Genomic DNA, 22,508 nt, shown 5'->3' with positions numbered 1-22,508 from the left:
TTTAGCATAACATGGAATCAATATAATAGCTTTTTACAACAAAAGCGATAAAATATATTCATAAAACAATATTAAAAAATGAAAGGTGTTGCTGTGAAAAAAATTCTAACATTAAGTTGTTTAAGTTTGATGATTGCTGCTTGTACTCAAACTGATCAAGCCGAGATCGAAGATATTTCCGGTTCTTCTGGTGGATCAATTTCATCTGTATATACTAAACCGCCGTCAAATATTTCTACAGGTTCTCGCGTTTATTCAACGCCAACATCTTATAACCAACCGACTCAAACAACATCTTCGATTCAAAATACATCAACAACCACCAGTAGCAATGGTACGGTGACGACTAATGAACGAATCACTTATAACCGTAATTATGAGGATATTCCCAAAGGCGGATATCAAGGCAATACTTATACCGTTAAACGTGGGGATACTCTGTTTTACATTGCTTGGGTGACCGGTAATGATTATCGTTCGTTAGCAGCGAAAAATAATATCAAAGAGCCTTATGCTGTCAATGTTGGGCAAGTTTTAGATGTGAGCGGTGGAACAACTATTGTGACGCAACAGACAACTACTTCTCAAACTGCAAGCACAAATAGTGGTAGTAGTAATTATGGTGGAGGCCAATTAGATAATCACCCAGCTTCTACCACCACAACAACCACCACCACAACAACGATTGATGAGGGTAAACCACCTAAAACAACGCAAACAACCAATACGGTCACCACAACGCCACCACCAGCAACAGGCACTGTGTCAAATAATAATATTGCATGGCAATGGCCAGCCAGAGGTAAGATCATTGAAAAATTCTCAAATGCAAGTAAAGGGATCGATATTTCAGGTTCGTTAGGTGATAAAATTGTTGCGGCAGCTGACGGTCGAGTTGTTTACTCAGGTAATGCATTACCGGGATATGGTAATTTAATTATTGTCAAACATAATGATGATTATTTAACCGCTTATGCGCACAATCAAACTATTTTAGTGAAAGAGCAACAAGCTGTTCGCGCGGGTGAACAAATTGCTACAATGGGGGCAACAGGTACCTCATCAGTGAGATTACATTTTGAAATTCGTTATCAAGCTAAATCTGTTGATCCTTTAAAATACCTTTCAAATTAATTTAAATTTGAAAATATTAGATTATTTAAAACCAAAATGCACAGTTAACTCTGTGCATTTTGATAGAACAGAATTCATTTAACCGTTTTTATTTTAAGCAACAAAGGAGTTAAATTCATGGCAGTAAAAAAATTAGTTCTTATTCGACATGGAGAAAGTGTTTGGAATCAAGAAAATCGTTTTTGTGGTTGGACTGATGTAGATTTATCTGAAAAAGGTAATAAAGAAGCAGCAGAAGCAGGGCAACTACTTAAACAAGAAGGTTTCCAATTTGACTATGCTTTCACTTCAGTTTTAAAACGTGCAATTCACACTTTATGGCACGTGCTTGATGAAGTTGATCAAGCATGGTTACCTGTTGAAAAAAGCTGGAAGTTAAACGAACGTCACTATGGCGCATTACAAGGTTTAAATAAAGCTGAAACTGCAGCAAAATATGGTGATGAACAAGTTAAATTATGGCGTCGTGGTTTTGCCATTACTCCTCCTGCGCTTGAAAAATCGGATGAACGTTTTCCAGGACACGATTCACGTTACCGTAATTTACCAGAATCTGAATTACCATTAACTGAAAGCTTAGCGTTAACTATCAAACGTGTACTTCCATACTGGGAATCAACTATCGCACCACGTGTTGCTAAAGGTGAACGTGTTATTATCGCTGCTCACGGTAACTCTCTACGTGCATTAGTTAAACATTTAGATAACATCAGCGATGATGATATTATCGATTTAAATATTCCAACTGGCGTACCATTAGTTTATGAATTTGATGACAATATGAAAGTTATCAAACATTACTATTTAGGTAATGCCGATGAAATTGCCGCTAAACAAGCAGCAGTAGCAAACCAAGGTAAAGCGAAATAATTTCGTTTTTAACTATTTAAAAACGAACTATTAAAAAAGGTAAGTGATGGTTACTTACCTTTTAAATCAAGATTGTTTATTTTATTTTCGAGAGTGTTATTTTGTCTAAAATTTATTATATTTATGCTGTAATGAATGCGGGAAAGTCTACTGAGTTATTACAGATTGATCATAATTATTTAAGTAACAATATGAAGACATTACTGTTAAAGTCATCGGTAGATACTCGTGATTCAGCAGTAGAAATTGTGTCTCGATTAGGGCTGCGAAAAAAAGCATTACAACTTGATGATAACAGTGTTGATGAGATTATTGAACACATAAAACAAAGTAATTATGCTTGTATTTTGATTGATGAGAGTCAATTTTTATCATCCAAAACGATTTGGAAGTTATCCGATGTTTGTGATGAATATGGCGTTCCTATGATGTTTTTTGGATTAAAGACCGATTATATGGGACAGTTATTTGAAGGGTCCAAAACATTATTAGAGATTGCAGATAATTTTAGAGAGCTTAAAACAGTTTGCTGGTGTGGCAAAAAAGCCATTATGAATTTATTAGAAGGCCAAGACGGCCAGATTGTTAAATTTGGTAATTCTATTCATTTAGGTGATACGGAGTTTCATTCTGTATGCCGTAAGCATTGGAAAACCGGTCAAGTAAGGCCAAATTGTTAATTTAGTTGCTATTTTTTAGTAAGGTATAAATTAGTTGGGTTTAGAAATGCGTTTTAAATTTGTTAAAAGAAGATAGTTATTTCCATATTGAGTACAATTTCATTAATTATAAGGAATCGTTATGAAAACCAAAATCAGTTCACTAGCATTAGCGCTAACTTTCATCACTGCTACCGCCCAAGCTCAAGAATATGTTCTTATCGACAAGGAAAAAGATATCGATAAAGGATTTTGGGTTGTTCACAATACCGATATTGGATTAAAAGATACCAATTTTAGAATACAAAATAGAGTGTTAACTGGTGGTAAAGAAGAGGGGTCTCAACTGCTTTCAATTACAAGTGGTAATTTCAACATCTATTTAAGCCCAACCCGTGGAATGGGCATTCTCTCTGTGGAAGGTGACGGCATTCGTTTGGGGTGGGATGCTCCTGTTAAAGGCGTTATTAATCCTAAATTTATCGATCTTGAAAGTCGTGATGGCTTAGGCTGGTTAGATGGTTTTGATGAGATGCTAGTACGTTGTGGTTTTGAATGGAGTGGTCACCCTGTCAAAGCAGACGGTAAAATATACTCACTTCATGGACGTGTTCAAAATATTCCAGTGTCAAAATTACTTGTCAATATAGAAGATAAACCGCCATATACCCTAACAATCAAAGGGCTTATTGAGGAAAAATCAGATAATGATAAAAATTTAGAAACTTGGACGTCATTAACTTATGTTCCGGGCACCAAAGAATTCACTATTCACGATGTTGTGACGAATAAAGGTAAGGCGACCAGTGATTATCAAATCATCTATCATAGTAACTTTGGTACGCCAATTTTAGAAGAAGGGGCTAAGTTTGTTGCACCTGTGAAAGAAATTTCTCCGTTTAACGATTATGCTAAAGGTGGTTTAAAAACTTGGGAAACCTATTCCGGTCCAATCAATGATGCCAGCGAAATGGTATTTAACATCTATCCTTATGCAAAAAATGACGGGCAAACTCAAGTCATGTTAACGGACAAAAATGGCGACAAAGCTGTTGGTATTGCTTATAACATCAAACAATTACCGGTATTTTCATTGTGGAAAAGCTTCGATCCAATTAAACAAGGTTATGTTACCGGTTTAGAGCCAGGAACTAGCTTCGCTTATCCTGTTACAATTGAACGTGAGCAAAAACGAGTCCGTCAATTAGAACCCGGACAAAGCACTGAATTCACTTTAACTTATAGCTTATTGTCAAATAAAGAAGCTGTAAGCAAATATGCAGATCAAATTAAGGCTATTCAAGATAACAGAAAAACTGATATCGTTGAAACGCCAATGGCGCAAGAATAATCACTCACTACCATTGCCTACTTTCTTAGTAGGCAATGTTTCAATAGAATGCTTGTTATAATCTTTAACTCAAAACACCGTTTCCCTTATGCTTTTCGATAAAATTCCATATTAAACTGTGTATTTTACGCCTTCTACTATTAAATAGTTAACTACTGCAAAAGAAAAGCTGTTGAGCACACTTATGTTTGATAATATAACGAGATATTTTTACAATGGTCTTTAAAACCCGTTCAATTTTCTGTTTTAAGATAAAATACCTTTTACCCAAGATCAAATAACAATAGGAAACAAAATGACAGCAAGGCGGATAATTATTGGTATCAGTGGCGCAACCGGATTTGCTTATGGCATCAAAGCGCTAGAATTATTAAAACCAATGGATGTTGAAACGCATCTGGTTATTTCAAAAGCCGCCCAAATAACCCAATCTTATGAAGCACCCGACTACAGTATAAAACAGATCGAATCGCTTGCTGATAAGGTTTACAGTGTCAACAACATTGGTGCAGCAATTGCCAGTGGCTCATTTAAAACTATGGGAATGTTGGTTGCGCCTTGTTCGATGCGCTCTTTGTCGGCTATTGCCAATAGTTTTAGTGATAATTTACTCACTCGGGCGGCAGATGTGGTCTTAAAAGAGCGACGACGGTTAGTGTTAATGGTAAGAGAATCTCCTCTGAACTTAGCACATATCAAAAATATGGAAGCGGTCACCTTAATGGGCGGAGTAATTTTCCCTCCGGTACCGGCACTTTATCAACACATTGAAAGTATTGATGATGTCATAACTCATAGTGTTGCAAGAGCATTGGATCTGTTTGATCTTGATATTCCCGCTTTACCACGTTGGGGAGAAGATATGCACTTAAACCGTCATCCCAAATAACGCAGTAATAAATGTTAGCCAATGAAAATAGATAACAATATCATTGAATTTATTAAAAACCAGCATGTGCTTTCGCTCAGTGTACTTTTGCCTGACAATCAGCTATCGGCGTGCAATGTGTTTTATGTGTTTGATGACCAACAGATGTGCCTTTATTTTCTTACCGAATTGAAAACGCAGCATGCTAAAGCGATGTTAACTCATCCCCAAGTCGCTGGTACTATTAACGTGACGCCAAAAAATATACTACACATACAAGGTATACAGTTTAAAGCAGTAGCAACGCAGCTCACCGATCAGCCAGCAAAGCAGGCTTATTCTCACTATTATCGAGCCTTTCCCTTTGCTCGGATAATGCGAGCGCCAATATGGTCGTTAACGTTACAACAAATCAAAATGACTAATAATCTACTTGGCTTTGCGCATAAAACCTATTGGCAACGTCAAAGCAGTTAGTTTTTAGCATTGATAAAATAGTTTTGGGAAACTTACTATTTTAGATAACTTATTTACTGAATTCCCCTCAATATCATCTGCCGATTTGTTGCTTACTCTGCTTGATGTATTATTTAATTGCTATACAAACGTTTTTACACTTATCAATTGCTGATAATATCGTCATTAAAATCCTGTCTAACGTTGATCAAATCAGTTGTATTAATCCAGAAGTCTTAGATAAAAACAGTTGCAAAATATATCGAAACCACGTAAGTTATTAGTGGTATAACAATAATATTATTTGTTGTTTTATACACTTAGGACAGACATAGCATCATGGATAGTTTGCTAATCGTTTTTACACACTTTATATCAAATGCACTTCCCATGATCTCCTTATTGTTGGTCTCTATTTTGTTAAAATCACCGAAAGGAGCACATCATGGCGCAGAATCCGATCAACCAGATTCCAAACGACCCCGTCAAACAGGTACAGCAATTTGGTAAACAGTTACTCCATGGACTCCATGAACTGACAGGCTTAGCTGTCAGTCATAATCGTTATACCTTAACGGTTGACGGGTTAAATGCACCTGTTTCAGTATTAAAGGTTAATGGTGAAGAGCAGTTAAACCAGCCGTGGCAATACACAATAGAATTTACCTGTACTGATAAACAACTATCGATTGAAACCCTGCTGAATCAAAAAGCTTCGTTCTGCTTTAATCCGTTTACCGGTAATTTGCTTAATACAGCGATACGCTCCTTAACGGACTTACCGACAACAGGACAAGCCCGCACTCTTTATGGGGTAATTACTGCATTTAGTCTGCTGTCGGTCAGCCGGGATGAAGCGCATTATCGGGTGGTGTTATCGCCAAGATTAGCCCGACTGTCACTGAGCCGTAACAGCGCTATCTTTCAAAACCAAAGTGTCATTAGTGTGATTGAAACAGTGTTACGCAGCCATGAATTTACCGGTGTTGATTACCGTTTGGAATTAAAAGCGGCCTATCCGGAAAGAGAATTTATCACCCAATGGCAGGAGAGTGATTTAGCCTTTATTCAGCGACTGTTAGCCGATATCGGTGTCTGGTTTCGTTTTGAAACGCATACCGAGCATCATTGTGATGTCCTTGTTATCAGTGATGATGAACAAGGTTATCATCAGGCGGCCGATATTGAGTACAAACAGCCGAGCGGTATGACCGATGACGGCGTTGAAAGCGTATGGGATATCCGGTTAGACAGTCAGGTAGTCGAGTCCTCAGTCAAGGTGCAGGATTATAACTACCGGGATGCCAAAGCCAGTTTACTCAGTGATGTCAACAGTCAACCGAAAGAGACCACCACCTACGGAACAGATTACCGCTATGCTGAGCACTATAAAGGCTTAAATGCAAATGGCGAAAAAACCGCGCAGGGTGATGATGAAAGCCAAGCAAGTGACAATGATGGCAGCGCTGATGAAAAAGAAAATAGCCGCCATATTGAAAGCGGGCAATGGTATGCACGTATTCGTCATGAACGTGCAATCAGTGAAAAAATCATCATCAGCGGCGCCAGCAACCACTACAATCTGGCACCGGGACAACGGATTCACATAAAAGGCAGCCCGCTGGCTGATATCGATGACGGCGTGATTATTTTAAGTGCGGAAGGACATGGCAACCGCACCGATGCTTATGAGCTACGCTTTACGGCGATACCGTATCAAGCCTTTAAACCTTACCGGCCAAAACCGATAGCCTGGCCGACAGTCGGGGGAACATTACCGGCACGGGTCACCAGTCCGGATAATGACACTTACGGTTATATCGATACGCAAGGTCGCTATCGGGTCAAATTCAACTTTGACTTAAAAAACTGGAAAAACGGTGAAGAGAGCCTGTGGGTCAGATTAGCCAAACCGTATGCCGGCAACACCTATGGCTTTCACTTTCCGTTAATTGACGGCACAGAAGTAGCGATAGCCTTTACCGACAGCAACCCCGACAGACCGTATATTGCCCATGCCATGCACGACAGTGCCCACCCTGACCATGTCACCACGATAAACAAACACCGTAATGTGATACGTACTCCGGCCAATAATAAATTGCGCATGGATGACAAACGGGGGCAGGAGCATATCAAACTGGCAACCGAATACGGTAAAACGCAACTTAATCTGGGTCACTTAGTTGACCAAAACAAAACACCACGGGGTGAAGGGTTTGAACTTCGCACGGATGACTGGGGTGCCATTGCGGCCGAAAAAGGCTTATACCTGACCAGCCAAACCGAGCCAAAAGCGCAAGGCAAACAACTGGATATGCAAGGTGCGATTACCCAGCTGGAAAATGCCTTATCGATAGCCAAATCACTCCAGCAAGCCGCTCAACAATCGGAAGCCCACGATGCCGATACCGACAGTCAGGACCAGCTCAAGGCCAACTTAACTGAACTGGCCCAAAGTGGCATCTTAGCTTATGCGCAAGAAGGTATTGCATTAACCAGTCCGGAAAATATCCAGCTATCAACCGGTAACAGCGTGAGTATCACGGCGGAAAACCAAACCGACATTACGGCATTAAAAAACATCACGGTATCTTCGGGAGAAGCGATAGGGCTATTTGCCCACAAATCGGGGATGAAGGTCTTTGCCAATCAAGGGGATATTGACATACAAGCCCAAAATGCCAACCTGAATATGGCAGCAAAGCAAGATATCCACATTGACAGTGTTGACGGCAAACTGACCATTACCGCCAGCAAAGAGTTAACCTTAATCTGTGGCGGCTCGTATATCAAAATCAGCAGTAAAGGCATAGAGCTTGGCACACCAGATAACGTTAAGCTTAAATGTAATGTGATGCAGAAGATGGGGCCGGCGAGTATAGATACCGACAAATTAAAATTCATATCCAGTGATATTGATGTAGCAATCATGCGATTAATCAATACTGAACTCATCAATTTTTCAGGCTAAAGGAATAAATAATGGCTTTAACACCAATAAAAAAATGGAAATACCCGATAGTTGTCAACGAAAAAAATCAATCCGGCACTAACCGTTATCATGAAGCATTAATGTTAGCGCAAACCGGTTTTTATCCTGTGAGCGTTAATAAACTTGTGCATGGTGGTATTCATTTTGATGCAAATGTTCTTGTTAATTTAGGCATTGTTGTTGATAAACCAAGTAAAGTGCACTGTATAGCCGATGGTGAAGTCATTGCTTATCGGGTGAATGACAATTATCAAAAACTTGACTATGGCGATAAGGTTGGATTTTACTCAACCGGCTTTGTCTTGGTTCGCCATCTACTTGAAATGGAACGTATTGAAGAAGCAACCCCGGCAACAACTCCGACAACAACAGAAGGTCAGGCATCAACCGAAGCAGATGCAAATAACTCAACTGAAAATTTAACAGCGCCGGCAGCCAATGCATTGCCGTTGTCAAATACTGCACCGGCTACTACAACACCGGCAACGACTGAGTCAACGACCACTCAGACAACAAGCACGGATACCAATACGCCAACTACCCCAACGACAACAGGTGAATCATCAACAGTAAGCACTCCGCCTGCCACAGAGACGGCTAAACCCAAACAGCCCGGTCATCAACTTTATTTTTATAGTTTATATATGCATTTGGCTGATACAAAATTTTACGATGATAACCCAACAGAGCCAGCTCCGGCATTTTGGGAGCAAGATATTTACCGGGTCATTGATAAAGGTTTAGATTTTGTTGAAGGATTAAATATTCGAAAATCGCCTGACTCAAAAAAAGGCGAGATTCTTGCTGTATTACAAGCCGGCACCAAAGTAGAATTGCATCTTGATTTACATACCGAAAATTATAAATGGTATGCTGTCAAATCATTTACTGAGGGATATTCATCAATCCCGCCATTAACCCCTTATAAACATGAAGGAAAAGAAATTCTGGGTTGGGTTTTTAATCACACTAAAATTCAATTGACTGAATCGGTATTTGATATAAAAGGTAAAGATAGTAAATTAGCCAAATCAAAAGGACTGAGAGTCAGGGATGAAAGTAAGAAAAATATACTTTCTATGTTACCAAAGGGTACCCAAATAAAAATAAGCGGTACGAAAAAAACTAAAACTTTTGTTGAATTAGCTGAGATAGTCCGTGACGGAAAACCAACCATACCGTTGCAAGAGGGAAAAAAAATGGTTTGGTACGATAGTCTTGAAAATGTCATCCGGGGCAAAAAATACAATGAGGTAGTGGTATTAGATAAACCGTATCCAATCAAAGCCGGTGATTTAGTGGGGCATATTGGCCATAATCAAAATAAAGGCATCAGCAAACAAAAAGATAAAGACGGTAATTATATAGAGATGGCGACTTTACCGCTAAAAACAGGTTTAACAGCAAGTCAATATAAACCAAGTTTACACGTGGAATGCTTTACTTGTGAAGATTTGCCAACGTTCATCACCCAAACGCAGACAGAGGCAAGCAAAATTCCTGATGAAGATAAAACATTGGTTGGCATATGTAAAGGTGCAAAATTACTGGCATCTCCATCAAAATCGGATACAACGGTAGGTCAAGTACTTAAAGACACCAAAATAAAAGTATTGAGTAAACAAGTTAATATCAACTGGTTACAAATTGAGATTAACACATCGGAGACCGAAACTAAAAGGTTATGGGTAGAAAATAGTGAGAAGATAGCCGAAAAAGCCAAACTTGAAGGAGATATAGAATTAGCCGAAGCCACCCCAGCCTGGAGCCAACATCCTTTACAGCAAAGTGAATTAACCGGCAGCCAAAACGTGGTTCAAATGCCGATGATACTGAGTTTGAATGATGAGGCATATCAAGCAAAGCAGACCCGTGCAGTTGACGACAAAGGTACGTTATGGATTTTAATCCAAAAAGATGTTTTAGGCAGTAAGAATCTACCTGTCCATGGTTGGGCAGCCATCGGCAGTGAAGGCGTAAAAAATGTCAGTTGTTGGGACTGGTTTGATTTTAAAGAGATTATAGAAACCAGCAGTTTGAAAGAATTTTACCTGAGTGCGAAAAAAGCGGAAACCCGAAACAAAGATAATGCCTCACTTGAGCAATATAAGCCAACCATTAAAGCGACCTTAACAATATTAGATAAACAATATACAAATAATGAATGTGCGGCATTAACAACTGACTGTTTTAATAAAATATCCGAAAAACCAGCCTTAACAACGGCACTCGGACGCTTGTTAGTCAATTATCAAAGTGAATGGTACGCCGAACAAAATACTGAAGGTAAACGGCCGGAATGGGAAGAGTTAAACAGTGAAATGACAGATGATGCGGAAAACTATTTGGGTTATATAAAAAACGGTGATGAAGCAAAACGTGATGCATATGTTAGTAAGCAGGACGAAAGCAAACAAGAATCAATAAAACAAGGCTTAGAACAGCAAAGAAAAGATTATCAACGTTTTCCCCCTGATTATAAAGATGCACCCGATAAGAAATTAACATCGGAACAACTTAGATTATACGGAAAAATCCAAGAGTTAGAAAAGAAATTAATCATATGGGAAAATACCAAAGAAAAAGCGACAAAAATGCTCTGGTGGAAAGAGGTGGTAGAAGGTTTAGCTAAACAAAGTCAACAGAAAGAAAAAAGTGACACTGACACTGAAAAAGATAAGGCAGAAGACAGCTCAAAGCAACAAACAGAAGCTTCATCAACGCCAGCCACCTTGAGTCAAAATGGAAGGGCATGGTTTATGCATCCTGTGGTTATGGTGGATTATTTTAATATTATTGAAATAAATAAAGGTTGGGCAGAAAGCCCATTTGCTTTGCTATTAGGTAAAGTTGAATCCAATAATGATTATTCAGCTTATAATCAAACTAAACCAAAATTAAGAGCTTTTTTTAATACTAACTTAACGTCTATGACGCTAAAGGAATTAATTGATAAACAAGCAAAAAGAGAAATATTTGCTGCTGGACGCTTCCAAATTATTCCTGAAACATTAAAATCAGCTCTAGATTATTTAAAATTAGATTTATCATTGAGATATGATAAAGAGACACAAGATATTTTATTTGAAGAATATTTAATAAAAATTAAAAGGAAGAACATAATAAAATATTTAGAGCATGATGGTGATGTTGAGGATGCTATTTATGATTGGGCTAAAGAATTTGCTTCAGCAGGAGTACGCAAAGGTAAAACAATCAGTAAGGGGAGAGTTGCAGCTTTTGAGGGGTCGTCATATTATCAAGGAGATGGGCTGAATTCCGCCCATATATTACCTGACGAAATGGTTGAAGCCTTAAAAGAATCGAAAAATGGAAATTGGAGATGAATATGAAAAAGTTAAAGTTTGCTATTCTATGTTTCATTATATTTTCAGTTAGTTACTCTTTTATGGCTGAAAGCAAAGAAGCTAGTAAATTAGATTTTAACAATTTTGCTATCAATACTAAAATAAAAATTAAAAATGCAAACTTTGCATATCAATATTTGATTAAGGTTTATGGTTGTGGTGGTGGGGCGATTTGTGGAGAAATTCGAAACTTGCTATCTAACAAAGTTATTGGATTTCCTAATGCTTATTTAATAGAAGATGAAAATGGAGAAAATGGGTTTTCTATAGAGTATCATTTAAATAGTAGTTTAATCATTATTTCAGGAATAATAGCTGATCCTGATGAAAATGAAGTTAACGAAGGATATAGAAGAAGATATTATAATTTCATAAATGAAAAGTTTGAGCTTTTAGAAAAATGATTAACATTATTTTGGGTCTATGAATTAACTATTAGATGTTAAGATGTTAATAATCGTGATGATATTAAAGTATGCACAATTCAATTTATTGATATAAATTGAAAAAGTTCTCGATGAAAAAAATTTTTTATGCCGTTGAAGTATTAAGTAATGCTAAGATGTGAAGAAAGTCAGTTGATCGTACACAAAGATTGGAACAACAAAGAAGAGAATATTAGCGTTTTCCGGAAAAGTATAAAGAAGCTCCCAAAAAGAAATTAATACCTGAATAACTTAAATTATTTGGTAAAATTAAAAAGTTAGAAGGTAAGTTAATGTTATGGGATAAAAACAAAGAAAAAGCGGAAAAAATGCTCAGGTGGCATTATATAGCCAAAGGTTTAGCTAAGCAAAACCAGCAAGCAGAACAAAGTGACGCTAACATTGAAAAGTGTAAAACATAAGCCCCCTTCAACTATACAAGCCTAATTTTTATCAATTCTTGTCACCTAAAGTCAAAACGGTAAGGCATTGATTATGCATCCTGTATCTATGATAAATTATTTCTCTGATAATAAGATTCTTTTCCAAAAAGGCGATAAAGATGAAATAATTCGAGAAATCAATATCCGCCTTGCCGGTTTTGGTGGCAATGTCCCGACTGATAAGCTACGGAAAGAACGGAAAACATGATCAAACAGTTTCAACGTGATTATATGAAAGTTGAAGAAACGTGAGTTGTTGATATGCAAGTAATTGAAGCGATTGATAAGTTTCAAGAGGAATACCCAATAGAAACATATTTTGCTCAAGCTAAGTGTAAATGTTCAACTTTTACTAATCTAAAAGAGCCAACTTGTGATGGATTTGGTTTAAATAAAACTAATAATGGAAAAACAGGTAAAAATTATGCATCAGGAATTGAATATCCAGGCTTACATAGAACTTTGTTTTGGGTATTACGAAGCATTATGTTTTATATTGATTCAGATGAAAGATATCAACATTTGACAGTTGATATCGTATCTTCTGGTTATAGATGTTGGACGGATAATAATTATCATAATCGAGTAAGTACTAATCATATGGGTAAAGCGCTCGATATCCATATAATTAAAAAAGAAAAAGCGAAATCTGAACACACCAACGATGAAAGAATAGTTTGTTGTGATTTAGTTAGAGATATTTTGACGGAAAAAACAAATGCGGAATATAGATGGTTTCATTCTAATGGCATTGCTTTAGAAAATAGTTATACAAGGTATCATCCAAAAAAAAGGACGTGATAATAATAGTATAGCGAGCAATTAATTGGGTTCATTATGGTGTTCTCGTGTTTGAAAGTAAATTTTTAGAAAATCAGTTTTTGGTGAAAACAGAAAAAGATGCCAATGGTAAATATTTAAAAGAGTTGGTTAAAAATTAGAGGAGCTAATAATATGCATGGGTTTTATCTTTCTTTAATTAAAAAGAATATAATGTTAATAAGAATTATATGTTTATTATATGTTTTTTTTAATTTTTCTAATGTTCATGCTAAAGATATTGAGCAACCCGACTGGATTTTAGATAAATATGTTGAAAATTATAACCTAATGAACAAAAATAATTATAACTTTGATTATTTAAACAATTTGAGAGTTAAATTAGTTAATAACATCATTTATATTAATAATAATCAATATAATGTTAGTGTACGTCAGATATCTGATATATCCCAATTACTGTCAAAAGACCTAATAGAAAAAACAATCATTAACGAATTTATTTTACCAACAGGGGGGATAAATTATTTACAATTCGAGAGTGTTTTAGATATTAATTTAGCTAAATTATTATTACCAAAAGGCAGATTGATTTTAGGCAAAGAACAGTTGTTATTTATAAATGAATCTTTAGTTGCGTCTTTTTTAAAACCTAAAGACAAAAATTCATTTCTAACATTAGCTAATAAATTTCCTGCATTAGATCTACCAATTAATTCTCAAAGCTCAACAGATTTTATTAAGGATGAGAATTATCACAATTATCCTCAAAATATATCAAGAAGTTATCTATACTATTTAAAATTATTTGATAACAATAGTTTATATGAACAGTTAAATAATTATTTAACTAATTTAAATGGAATAAAATTACCAAAAATAAATAATGTAATAAATCCAATCTTAATCATTGGCACTCAAGAGAATGAAGAGAAAATAGTTTATCTTTACCTTTTCTCCGAACAATTTAATTTTTCCGATAAAATTATATTGTCTTCTCAAATTGGTATGACAAGACATAATCCTGCAACAGGTGATTTACCATTCGGATTTATTTATTACAATATTGATAAAAACTATTTTATTGAGCGTCGACAACGTTTTGAAGATGAAACAATAGAAGTACAACATTTTCAAGTGACAAAAGAAGGGAAGTTTAAAGAGTTACCTGTCACTTCAAATTGCTACAGTGAATTAGCGGTTAAAGATAACAAAATACATTCAACAAAAAGCCTTTTACTAACTAGTAAACAAGCAAATAATTATATGCGCTTTGAAAGCAACATATTTAATGAGCTTTATGATATCACACTAACCTTAAATCCTGCTGAGAAAAAGCTTTGTGTTAATTATCAACAAGCCTATTCATTTACCTTTGGTAAAGCAAAATCAAAACAGTTATTTGGTAATGAAAAACGCTATCAACAGCAAGTTGAAAATTTTAAAAAGTTTAATATAGATATTAGTAATGAGTTGGAATATATCACATTTGACAATATTGACAAATCACCATTATCTAAATTTCTACTAAATGGAAATAAAGCGATTTATATGAATGAAATACTCTTTATTGTGGGTGAAGATTATCTCGCAGTCTACAGACAGCCTACAGAAAGTGAATTAACCTATCAAGAAATGAATTAGGATTAAGGTTAACAATATGAAACAAAGTAATTACTATTTTGTATTATTTTCTCTAATATTGAATTTAATAGCATCATCAGCGATAGCTGATGAAAAAAAAGCGCCAGATAATTGGGGAATTATTTATGATATTAGTGATTCATTAGTAAATGAAACAACGATTGATTTTGATATAAAATTACGTAGTAATAAATTTCATTTTAATAATCAGTCGTTTTTGATTGAACGTAATACGATGCCTGCAGAAGATTTTTTTATAAGCAATAATATAGAAAAAACATATTTTGCTTTAAAAAAGCAGCAAGCATTATTAGAGTATAATTATAATATTAAATTAAAAGATAACATTACTTATCTTCAATTTGATAAAAATATTGATAATAGCCTATTAAAACAGTATGTAACACAAAACCGGCAGGTAGTATTATTGGATGATATGCTGCTTTTGTTTGGAAACGAAGGTAAGCCAGTATTTTATTCAAAACCTTATTTTGAAAAAGAATTTATTAAACAAGTTCCTCAGTTGCCCATAATCAATGTTCCGTTTAATGCAAACGATGCTTTTATTTTATATCGAGACGATGTATTAAAAAATTTATCCATTCATTTTAAAAATTTTTTAGATCTTCCTTGGTTTGCAACAGATATATTCGGAGCAAAGTACCCTTCTATTTCACCTCTTATAAATCCAATATTTATTGATGTAGGTTGGGATAGTGGTGAGTCGGATTCATATTTATATCTGTTTTCTAATGATTATAAAGTTCTAGATAAACTGGTATTATTTGATTATCGGACTACAACTCGAGGCGGACCTGGCGGTAGCGGTTACACGGTGGGTTATCGTTATTTTACGATAGATAAAAACTATTTAATTGAGCGTCGACAACGTTTTGAAGATGAAACAATAGAAGTACAATATTTTCAAGTGACAAAAGAAGGAAAGTTCCAAGAGTTACCTGTCACTTCAAATTGCTACAGAGAATTAGCGGTTAAAGATAACAAAATACATTCAACAAAAAGCCTTTTACTAACTAGTAAACAAGCAAATAATTATATGCGCTTTGAAAGCGAGAGATTCGATGAACTTTATGATATCACACTAACCTTAAATCCTGCTGAGAAAAAGCTTTGTGTTAATTATCAACAAGCCTATTCATTTACCTTTGGTAAAGCAAAATTAAAACAGTTATTTGGTAATGAAAAACACTATCAACAGCAAGTTGAAAATTTTAAAAAATTTAATATAGATATTAGTAATGAGTTGGAATATATCACATTTGACAATATCGACAAATCACCATTAGCTAAATATCTACTAAATGGAAATAAAGCCATTTATATGAACGAAATGCTCTTTATTGTGGGAGAAGATTATTTCGCAGTCTACAGACAACCTACAGAAAGTGAATTAACCTATCAAGAAGTGAATTAACCTATCAAGAAGTGAATTAGGATTAACGTAATGAATCTTTTCCTATTATAAGTTTATGCGGTTTTGTCATATTAAAAAGTAAAAACAAGTCAAAAAGAGTTAATTAAGTAATAAAAGAAGATGCGATTAACTAAGTTTGAAGCTAAATAAAATGTTGAAGAAAGGCATTATAAATGGAATGAGCGAAGAAATTTAAGAAAAAAAGTAAATAGCAGAAAATTTTCATAACAAAAGAATTCGATGAATGTTTTTGTACTGATGCTACAACTTTACATAAAGAAAAATTAATTACATTTATTTATTGTTAATTTATGGTTGAGATTAATAATGTTTAAAATTATAAGTAGGTTTGTCGGGTTATTTTTGTTTTGTTACATCGCAATAATAGCCAATACAGAAGCAAAAAATAACGCCAATGATTCGGTAAAAGATGAAACAATAGAATGGCAATTCATTAATATTAACTACCAATCTAATTCTACAACTGACTTTGAGCTAATTGACCAAATTTACAGAAGCTTAAAAAAAATATCTGTTAAAAGTAATAAATATCAATTAATATTTGATGATAAATACTTGTTAAATATAAAACAAAATAAAGCCAATTTTGCAGCAAATATTCAGAATTTATTACACAAGGAATTGAAACGACTAAATTTAACTAATGATCAGCAAGATAATCAGAATTTTATAATTGAAACATTACCAGATCAATATAGTTTAAATGAATCATTAGTGTTAAATTCTGACTATCTTTTCTTATTTTATAATAACAATATTATTTTAACATACAAAAATAAACAGAAGGTGCGCAATGGGTTGGCAAATGTATATAATCAATTACATACTGTTACTCTTCCATTAAATGATAGTTATTGGCCACCAGAAGAAAATGATGGTTTTACACCTATACCCAATGAGTTTAATTATTTTTTTAAAGGTATGCTCGATGACGATTACCTTAAAGCAATAAAATTAAAAGAATATAATAATATAAAATTACTTTTATTATCTTCATATTCTCTTTCGGGTTCACCCCAATTATCATTAGTCAGCCTTTCCAATGAGTTTAATTTCATTGATCGATTGGAGTTAGGTGAACATTTTGAATTAGAGGATGGGGGTGTTTGGAACAAATTCCTTATTGATAAAAATTACTGCATCACAATACAAAAAATCGAAAGCCCTTATGATGGCTCTAAAAGACAAACAATTTTATTAAATCGAACAAAATATGTTATTAATGAAAAAGGAGTTTTTATTAAGTTAAAGAGACAATAAATTTTGTTTGGCTGTTAAATAAATTTTAAAGGTTAAGCAATTAGTATAAGTTTGCTAATTAATGAATAACTATGGAATGAAGATTTAAAAAAATGGGAAGAGGGATGTGCCGATATGATAAGTACAAGGAAATATTATTGGTTAAAGAAATTTTTTTGTTTAATTCTCATTTTTATTTTTTATCCTTATTGTTATGCCAAAAATATAAATAGAGATCAAACATACTGGATTTTGGACAAATATGTCAAAAATCATGAGATAAAAAAACACAGTAACGAGGATTATTTAAATAACCTCAGAGTTAAGTTCGAAAATAATATATTCTATGTAAATGATAGTAAGTATTCAGTCATTCTAGGAAAAGCTGAAAACATATCTAAATTAGTACCAGAAAGCTTATTGCATACTGATTTACTTGAATATTTCACTTTACCCAAAAACGAAATAAATTATATACAGTTTGATTCTTCAGTAGATAGTGAGTTTTCTGAGCTATTATTACCAGATCTTAAGGTAATTTATTTGAATGAAGAGTTAATTTTTATTAATCAGCAAATGGCTTTATCTTTTATAAAATCAGTGGGTCAAAATTCATTTAAAAAGATTAGTAAAACATTTCCATCTCTAAAACTACCATATAATTCCCGAATTACGGGAAATTATGTATGGGATAGCAACTATAATGATTTTTATTATTCTATATTCAACGAAAATAAATTTTACACGCAAAATATTCCCCGAAATTTTCTTAATTACCTAGAATTAACTAGTAATAACAATTTAAGCGCACAATGGAACAATTATATAGCTAATATTTCAGGTATAAAACTTCCCTTTATTCACAACAAAATTAGACCAATTTTAATTGAAGGGATTCAAGAAAATGGCGAGAAAATAACTTATCTCTATTTATTTTCAGATAATTATATGTTGCTTGATAAGCTTCTTTTAAGAAAAGTAGATGGATTAACTAGAAAAGAATCTCAAATAGATGATCTTGCCCAAGGATTTATTTATTTTGAAATTGATGAAAACTATCTCATTGAACGTCAACAACGTTTTGCAGATGAGACAATTGAAATACAACATTACAAAATTACCAAAGATGGAAAGTTTAAAGAAATACCCGTAACATCAGATTGTTATAAGAAATCTACCTCTAAAGACGATAATCCTCAATCTAAAAAAAGCCTTTTGTTAACGAGTAATCAAGGGAATAACTATTTGCGTTTCGCTGATGGCTTAGAATATGATGAATTTGAAAGTACGATATTAACCCTTATGCCAAATGAAAAAGTTTTTTGTATCGATTATCAGCGATCTTTTCCTATTACTTTGGGTAAAATGAGTTCAAAGAAATTTTTTAATAATAATGAATTATATCAATGGTATATTGAAAAATTTAAACGTTACAACATTGATATAAGTGAAGAGTTGCAATATATAACAATTAATAATATTGAAAAAACCCCCATTTCAAAATTTTTATTAAATGGAAATAAGGCGATTTATATGGAAGATACTTTATTTATTGTGGGTGAAAATCATTTCGCAGCTTACAGACAACCAAATGAAAAGCAAATAATTAATCAGGAAAACAATTAATACATTTAAAAAATAGATAGCTGAAGATTTTTATCAATTAACTCACTAAACAGGTGATACTGCTGACAAGGATTGTGCTTTAGATGAAAAACGCCATTAAGAACGGAATATTTGTCTTAAATTGCCCAAAACAAGTTAGACAGAAAAAATAACTAAAAAGAGTTTTTAACAATGAGGCAACATCATGGGTACATTTTGATGTCAGAAGTTTTCAATTAGTTTATTTGAAAGATGAATATTTTGCTCAAAGCGTTGAACAAGTCAATGGCGCATCAATGCAAACATTAATTACTAATAAAGGTTAACAATATGAAACACAGTAATTACTATTTTGTATTATTTTCTCTATTATTAAATTTAATAGCATCATCAGCGATAGCTGATGAAAAAAAAGTGCCAGATAATTGGGGAATTATTTATGGTATTAGCAATACATTGGTAAATGAAACAACGATTGATTTTGATATAAAATTACGTGGTAATAAATTTTATTTTAATAATCAGTCGTTTTTAATTGAACGTAATACGATGCCTGCAGAAGATTTTTTTATAAGCAATAATATAGAAAAAACATATTTTGCTTTAAAAAAGCAGCAAGCATTATTAGAGTATAATTATAATATTAAATTAAAAGATAACATTACTTATCTTCAATTTGATAAAAATATTGATAACAGCCTATTAAAACAGTATGTAACACAAAATCGGCAGGCAGTATTATTGGATGATATGCTGCTTTTGTTTGGAAAAGATGGTAAGCCAGTATTTTATTCAAAACCTTATTTTGAAAAAGAATTTATTAAGCAAGTCTCTCAGTTGCCCAGAATCAATGTTCCGTTTAATTCAAACGATGGTTATATATTATATATTGATCGAGTTTCAAAACAAATATCTCTCCATTTTAAAAATTTGTTAGATATTCCTTGGTTTGCAACAGATATATCTGGAGCAAAGTACCCTTCTATTTCATCTATCATAAATCCAATATTTATTGATTTAGGCAGAGATAGTGGTGAGACGGATTCATATTTATATCTATTTTCTAATGATTATAAAGTTCTAGATAAACTGGTATTATTTGATTACCGGACTACAACTCGGGGCGGTCCTGGCGGTAACGGTTACCCTGTTGGTTATCGTTATTTTATGATAGATAAAAACTATTTTATTGAGCGTCGCCAACGTTTTGAAGATGAAACAATAGAAGTACAACATTTTCAAGTGACGAAAGAAGGTAAGTTTAAAGAGTTACCTGTCACTTCAAATTGCTACAGTGAATTAGCGGTTAAAGATAACAAAATACATTCAACAAAAAGCCTTTTACTAACTAGTAAACAAGCAAATAATTATATGCGCTTTGAAAGCAACATATTTAATGAGCTTTATGATATCACACTAACCTTAAATCCTGCTGAGAAAAAGCTTTGTGTTAATTATCAACAAGCCTATTCATTTACCTTTGGTAAAGCAAAATCAAAACAGTTATTTGGTAATGAAAAACGCTATCAACAGCAAGTTGAAAATTTTAAAAAATTTAATATAGATATTAGTAATGAGTTGGAATATATCACATTTGACAATATTGACAAATCACCATTATCTAAATTTCTACTAAATGGAAATAAAGCAATTTATATGAACGAAATGCTCTTTATTGTGGGTGAAGATTATCTCGCAGCCTACAGGCAGCCTACAGAAAGTGAATTAACCTATCAAGAAGTGAATTAGGATTAAGGTTAACAATATGAAACAAAGTAATTACTATTTTGTATTATTTTCTCTATTATTAAATTTAATAGCATCATCAGCGATAGCTGATGAAAAAAAAGTGCCAGATAATTGGGGAATTATTTATGGTATTAGCAATACATCTGTAGATGAAACAACGATGGATTTTGATATAAAATTACGTGGTAATAAATTTTATTTCAATAATCAGTTGTTTTTGATTAAACGTAATACGATGCCTACAGACGATTTTTTTAAGAGTAATAATATTGAACAAGCATATATTGATTTAAAAGAACAGCAAGAGTTATTGGAGCATAATTATAATATTAAATTAAATGATAACATTACTTATCTTCAATTTGATAAAAATATTGATAACAGCCTATTAAAACAGTATGTAACACAAAATCGGCAGGCAGTATTATTGGATGATATGCTGCTTTTGTTTGGAAAAGATGGTAAGCCAGTATTTTATTCAAAACCTTATTTTGAAAAAGAATTTATTAAACAAGTTCCTCAGTTACCCACAATCCATGTTCCATTTAATGCAGATGATGCATTTATGCTATATCGAGACGGCGTATTAAAAAAGTTATCTATTCATTTTAAAAATTTTTTAGATCTTCCTTGGTTTGCAATAGATATATTCGGAGCAAAGTATCCTCCTATTTCATCTATTATAAATCCAATACTAATTGATGTATTCTGGGATAGTGGTGAGTCGGATTCATATTTATATCTGTTTTCTAATGATTATAAAGTTCTAGATAAACTGGTATTATTTGATTATCGGACTACAACTCGAGGCGGTCCTGGCGGTAGCGGTTACACGGTGGGTTATCGTTATTTTACGATAGATAAAAACTATTTTATTGAGCGTCGACAACGTTTTGAAGATGAAACAATAGAAGTACAACATTTTCAAGTGACAAAAGAAGGAAAGTTCCAAGAGTTACCTGTCACTTCAAATTGCTACAGTGAATTAGCGGTTAAAGATAACAAAACACACTCAACAAAAAGCCTTTTACTAACTAGCAAACAAGCAAATAATTATATGCGCTTTAAGAAAATTACATTCGATGAACTTGATGATATCACACTAACCTTAAATCCTGCTGATAAAAAGCTTTGTGTTAATTATCAACAAGCCTATTCATTTACCTTTGGTAAAGCAAAATCAAAACAGTTATTTGGTAATGAAAAACACTATCAACAGCAAGTTGAAAATTTTAAAAAATTTAATATAGATATTAGTAATGAGTTGGAATATATCACATTTGACAATATTGACAAATCACCATTATCTAAATTTCTACTAAATGGAAATAAAGCGATTTATATGAATGAAATGCTCTTTATTGTGGGTGAAGATTATCTCGCAGTCTACAGACAGCCTACAGAAAGTGAATTAACCTATCAAGAAATGAATTAGGATTAAAGTAATGAATTAGGATTAAAGTAAT

The 22,508-nt window shown here is 33.5% G+C and carries 18 protein-coding genes; all 18 read left to right on the top strand.

The annotated features are described in order from the left end of the window. Positions 1 to 93: 93 nt before the first annotated feature. Positions 94 to 1,134: a murein hydrolase activator NlpD gene (nlpD, locus tag GYM74_RS07100; protein WP_255556102.1), complete on the top strand. Its 1,041-nt coding sequence runs from the start codon at positions 94 to 96 to the stop codon at positions 1,132 to 1,134. A gap of 117 nt (positions 1,135 to 1,251) precedes the next feature. Beyond that, positions 1,252 to 2,004 (top strand): 2,3-diphosphoglycerate-dependent phosphoglycerate mutase, encoded by a 753-nt coding sequence (gpmA, locus tag GYM74_RS07095; protein WP_220217528.1) that lies wholly within the window; start codon positions 1,252 to 1,254, stop codon positions 2,002 to 2,004. 101 nt (positions 2,005 to 2,105) lie between these two features. After that, entirely contained in the window at positions 2,106 to 2,684 is a 579-nt protein-coding gene (locus tag GYM74_RS07090) for a thymidine kinase (RefSeq protein WP_220217527.1), read from the top strand. A gap of 121 nt (positions 2,685 to 2,805) precedes the next feature. After that, positions 2,806 to 4,014, top strand: a complete 1,209-nt coding sequence (locus GYM74_RS07085; protein WP_220217526.1) for an aldose 1-epimerase family protein — start codon at positions 2,806 to 2,808, stop codon at positions 4,012 to 4,014. Positions 4,015 to 4,309: 295 nt separating this feature from the next. Then, entirely contained in the window at positions 4,310 to 4,903 is a 594-nt protein-coding gene (locus tag GYM74_RS07080; RefSeq protein WP_220217525.1) for a UbiX family flavin prenyltransferase, read from the top strand. A gap of 21 nt (positions 4,904 to 4,924) precedes the next feature. Continuing rightward, positions 4,925 to 5,359, top strand: a complete 435-nt coding sequence (locus GYM74_RS07075) for a pyridoxamine 5'-phosphate oxidase family protein (RefSeq protein WP_220217524.1) — start codon at positions 4,925 to 4,927, stop codon at positions 5,357 to 5,359. 424 nt (positions 5,360 to 5,783) lie between these two features. After that, on the top strand, positions 5,784 to 8,312 hold the full coding sequence (locus tag GYM74_RS07070; RefSeq protein WP_220217523.1) for a type VI secretion system Vgr family protein: 2,529 nt from the start codon (positions 5,784 to 5,786) through the stop codon (positions 8,310 to 8,312). An 11-nt stretch (positions 8,313 to 8,323) separates the two neighbouring features. Further along, on the top strand, positions 8,324 to 11,680 hold the full coding sequence (locus GYM74_RS07065; protein ID WP_220217522.1) for an SH3 domain-containing protein: 3,357 nt from the start codon (positions 8,324 to 8,326) through the stop codon (positions 11,678 to 11,680). Positions 11,681 to 11,682: 2 nt separating this feature from the next. Then, a complete protein-coding gene (locus GYM74_RS07060; RefSeq protein ID WP_220217521.1) occupies positions 11,683 to 12,105 on the top strand; it encodes a hypothetical protein in 423 nt (140 codons plus the stop codon). A gap of 314 nt (positions 12,106 to 12,419) precedes the next feature. Continuing rightward, positions 12,420 to 12,548, top strand: coding sequence for a hypothetical protein (locus GYM74_RS12320; protein WP_255556101.1), 129 nt, complete (start codon positions 12,420 to 12,422; stop codon positions 12,546 to 12,548). A 73-nt stretch (positions 12,549 to 12,621) separates the two neighbouring features. Next, complete coding sequence (locus tag GYM74_RS07055; protein WP_220217520.1) at positions 12,622 to 12,777, top strand: hypothetical protein; 156 nt, start codon at positions 12,622 to 12,624, stop codon at positions 12,775 to 12,777. 53 nt (positions 12,778 to 12,830) lie between these two features. Next, positions 12,831 to 13,370: a hypothetical protein gene (locus tag GYM74_RS07050; protein WP_220217519.1), complete on the top strand. Its 540-nt coding sequence runs from the start codon at positions 12,831 to 12,833 to the stop codon at positions 13,368 to 13,370. Positions 13,371 to 13,523: 153 nt separating this feature from the next. Beyond that, positions 13,524 to 14,993 carry a hypothetical protein gene (locus GYM74_RS07045; protein ID WP_220217518.1) on the top strand — a complete coding sequence of 490 codons (1,470 nt, stop codon included), beginning with the start codon at positions 13,524 to 13,526 and terminating at the stop codon, positions 14,991 to 14,993. A gap of 16 nt (positions 14,994 to 15,009) precedes the next feature. Then, positions 15,010 to 16,428: a hypothetical protein gene (locus tag GYM74_RS07040; protein ID WP_220217517.1), complete on the top strand. Its 1,419-nt coding sequence runs from the start codon at positions 15,010 to 15,012 to the stop codon at positions 16,426 to 16,428. Between the two features lie 327 nt (positions 16,429 to 16,755). Then, positions 16,756 to 17,709, top strand: coding sequence for a hypothetical protein (locus GYM74_RS07035; RefSeq protein WP_220217516.1), 954 nt, complete (start codon positions 16,756 to 16,758; stop codon positions 17,707 to 17,709). Between the two features lie 114 nt (positions 17,710 to 17,823). Continuing rightward, positions 17,824 to 19,314 carry a hypothetical protein gene (locus tag GYM74_RS07030; RefSeq protein WP_220217515.1) on the top strand — a complete coding sequence of 497 codons (1,491 nt, stop codon included), beginning with the start codon at positions 17,824 to 17,826 and terminating at the stop codon, positions 19,312 to 19,314. 309 nt (positions 19,315 to 19,623) lie between these two features. Next, entirely contained in the window at positions 19,624 to 21,042 is a 1,419-nt protein-coding gene (locus GYM74_RS07025; protein ID WP_220217514.1) for a hypothetical protein, read from the top strand. 16 nt (positions 21,043 to 21,058) lie between these two features. Beyond that, positions 21,059 to 22,477 carry a hypothetical protein gene (locus GYM74_RS07020; protein WP_220217513.1) on the top strand — a complete coding sequence of 473 codons (1,419 nt, stop codon included), beginning with the start codon at positions 21,059 to 21,061 and terminating at the stop codon, positions 22,475 to 22,477. The last annotated feature ends 31 nt before the right edge of the window (positions 22,478 to 22,508 follow it).

This window comes from Gilliamella sp. ESL0405, assembly GCF_019469205.1.
Lineage (GTDB): Bacteria > Pseudomonadota > Gammaproteobacteria > Enterobacterales > Orbaceae > Gilliamella.
The sequence above is the reverse complement of the archived record's forward strand: the minus strand, read 5'-3'. Positions and strand labels throughout refer to the sequence as shown.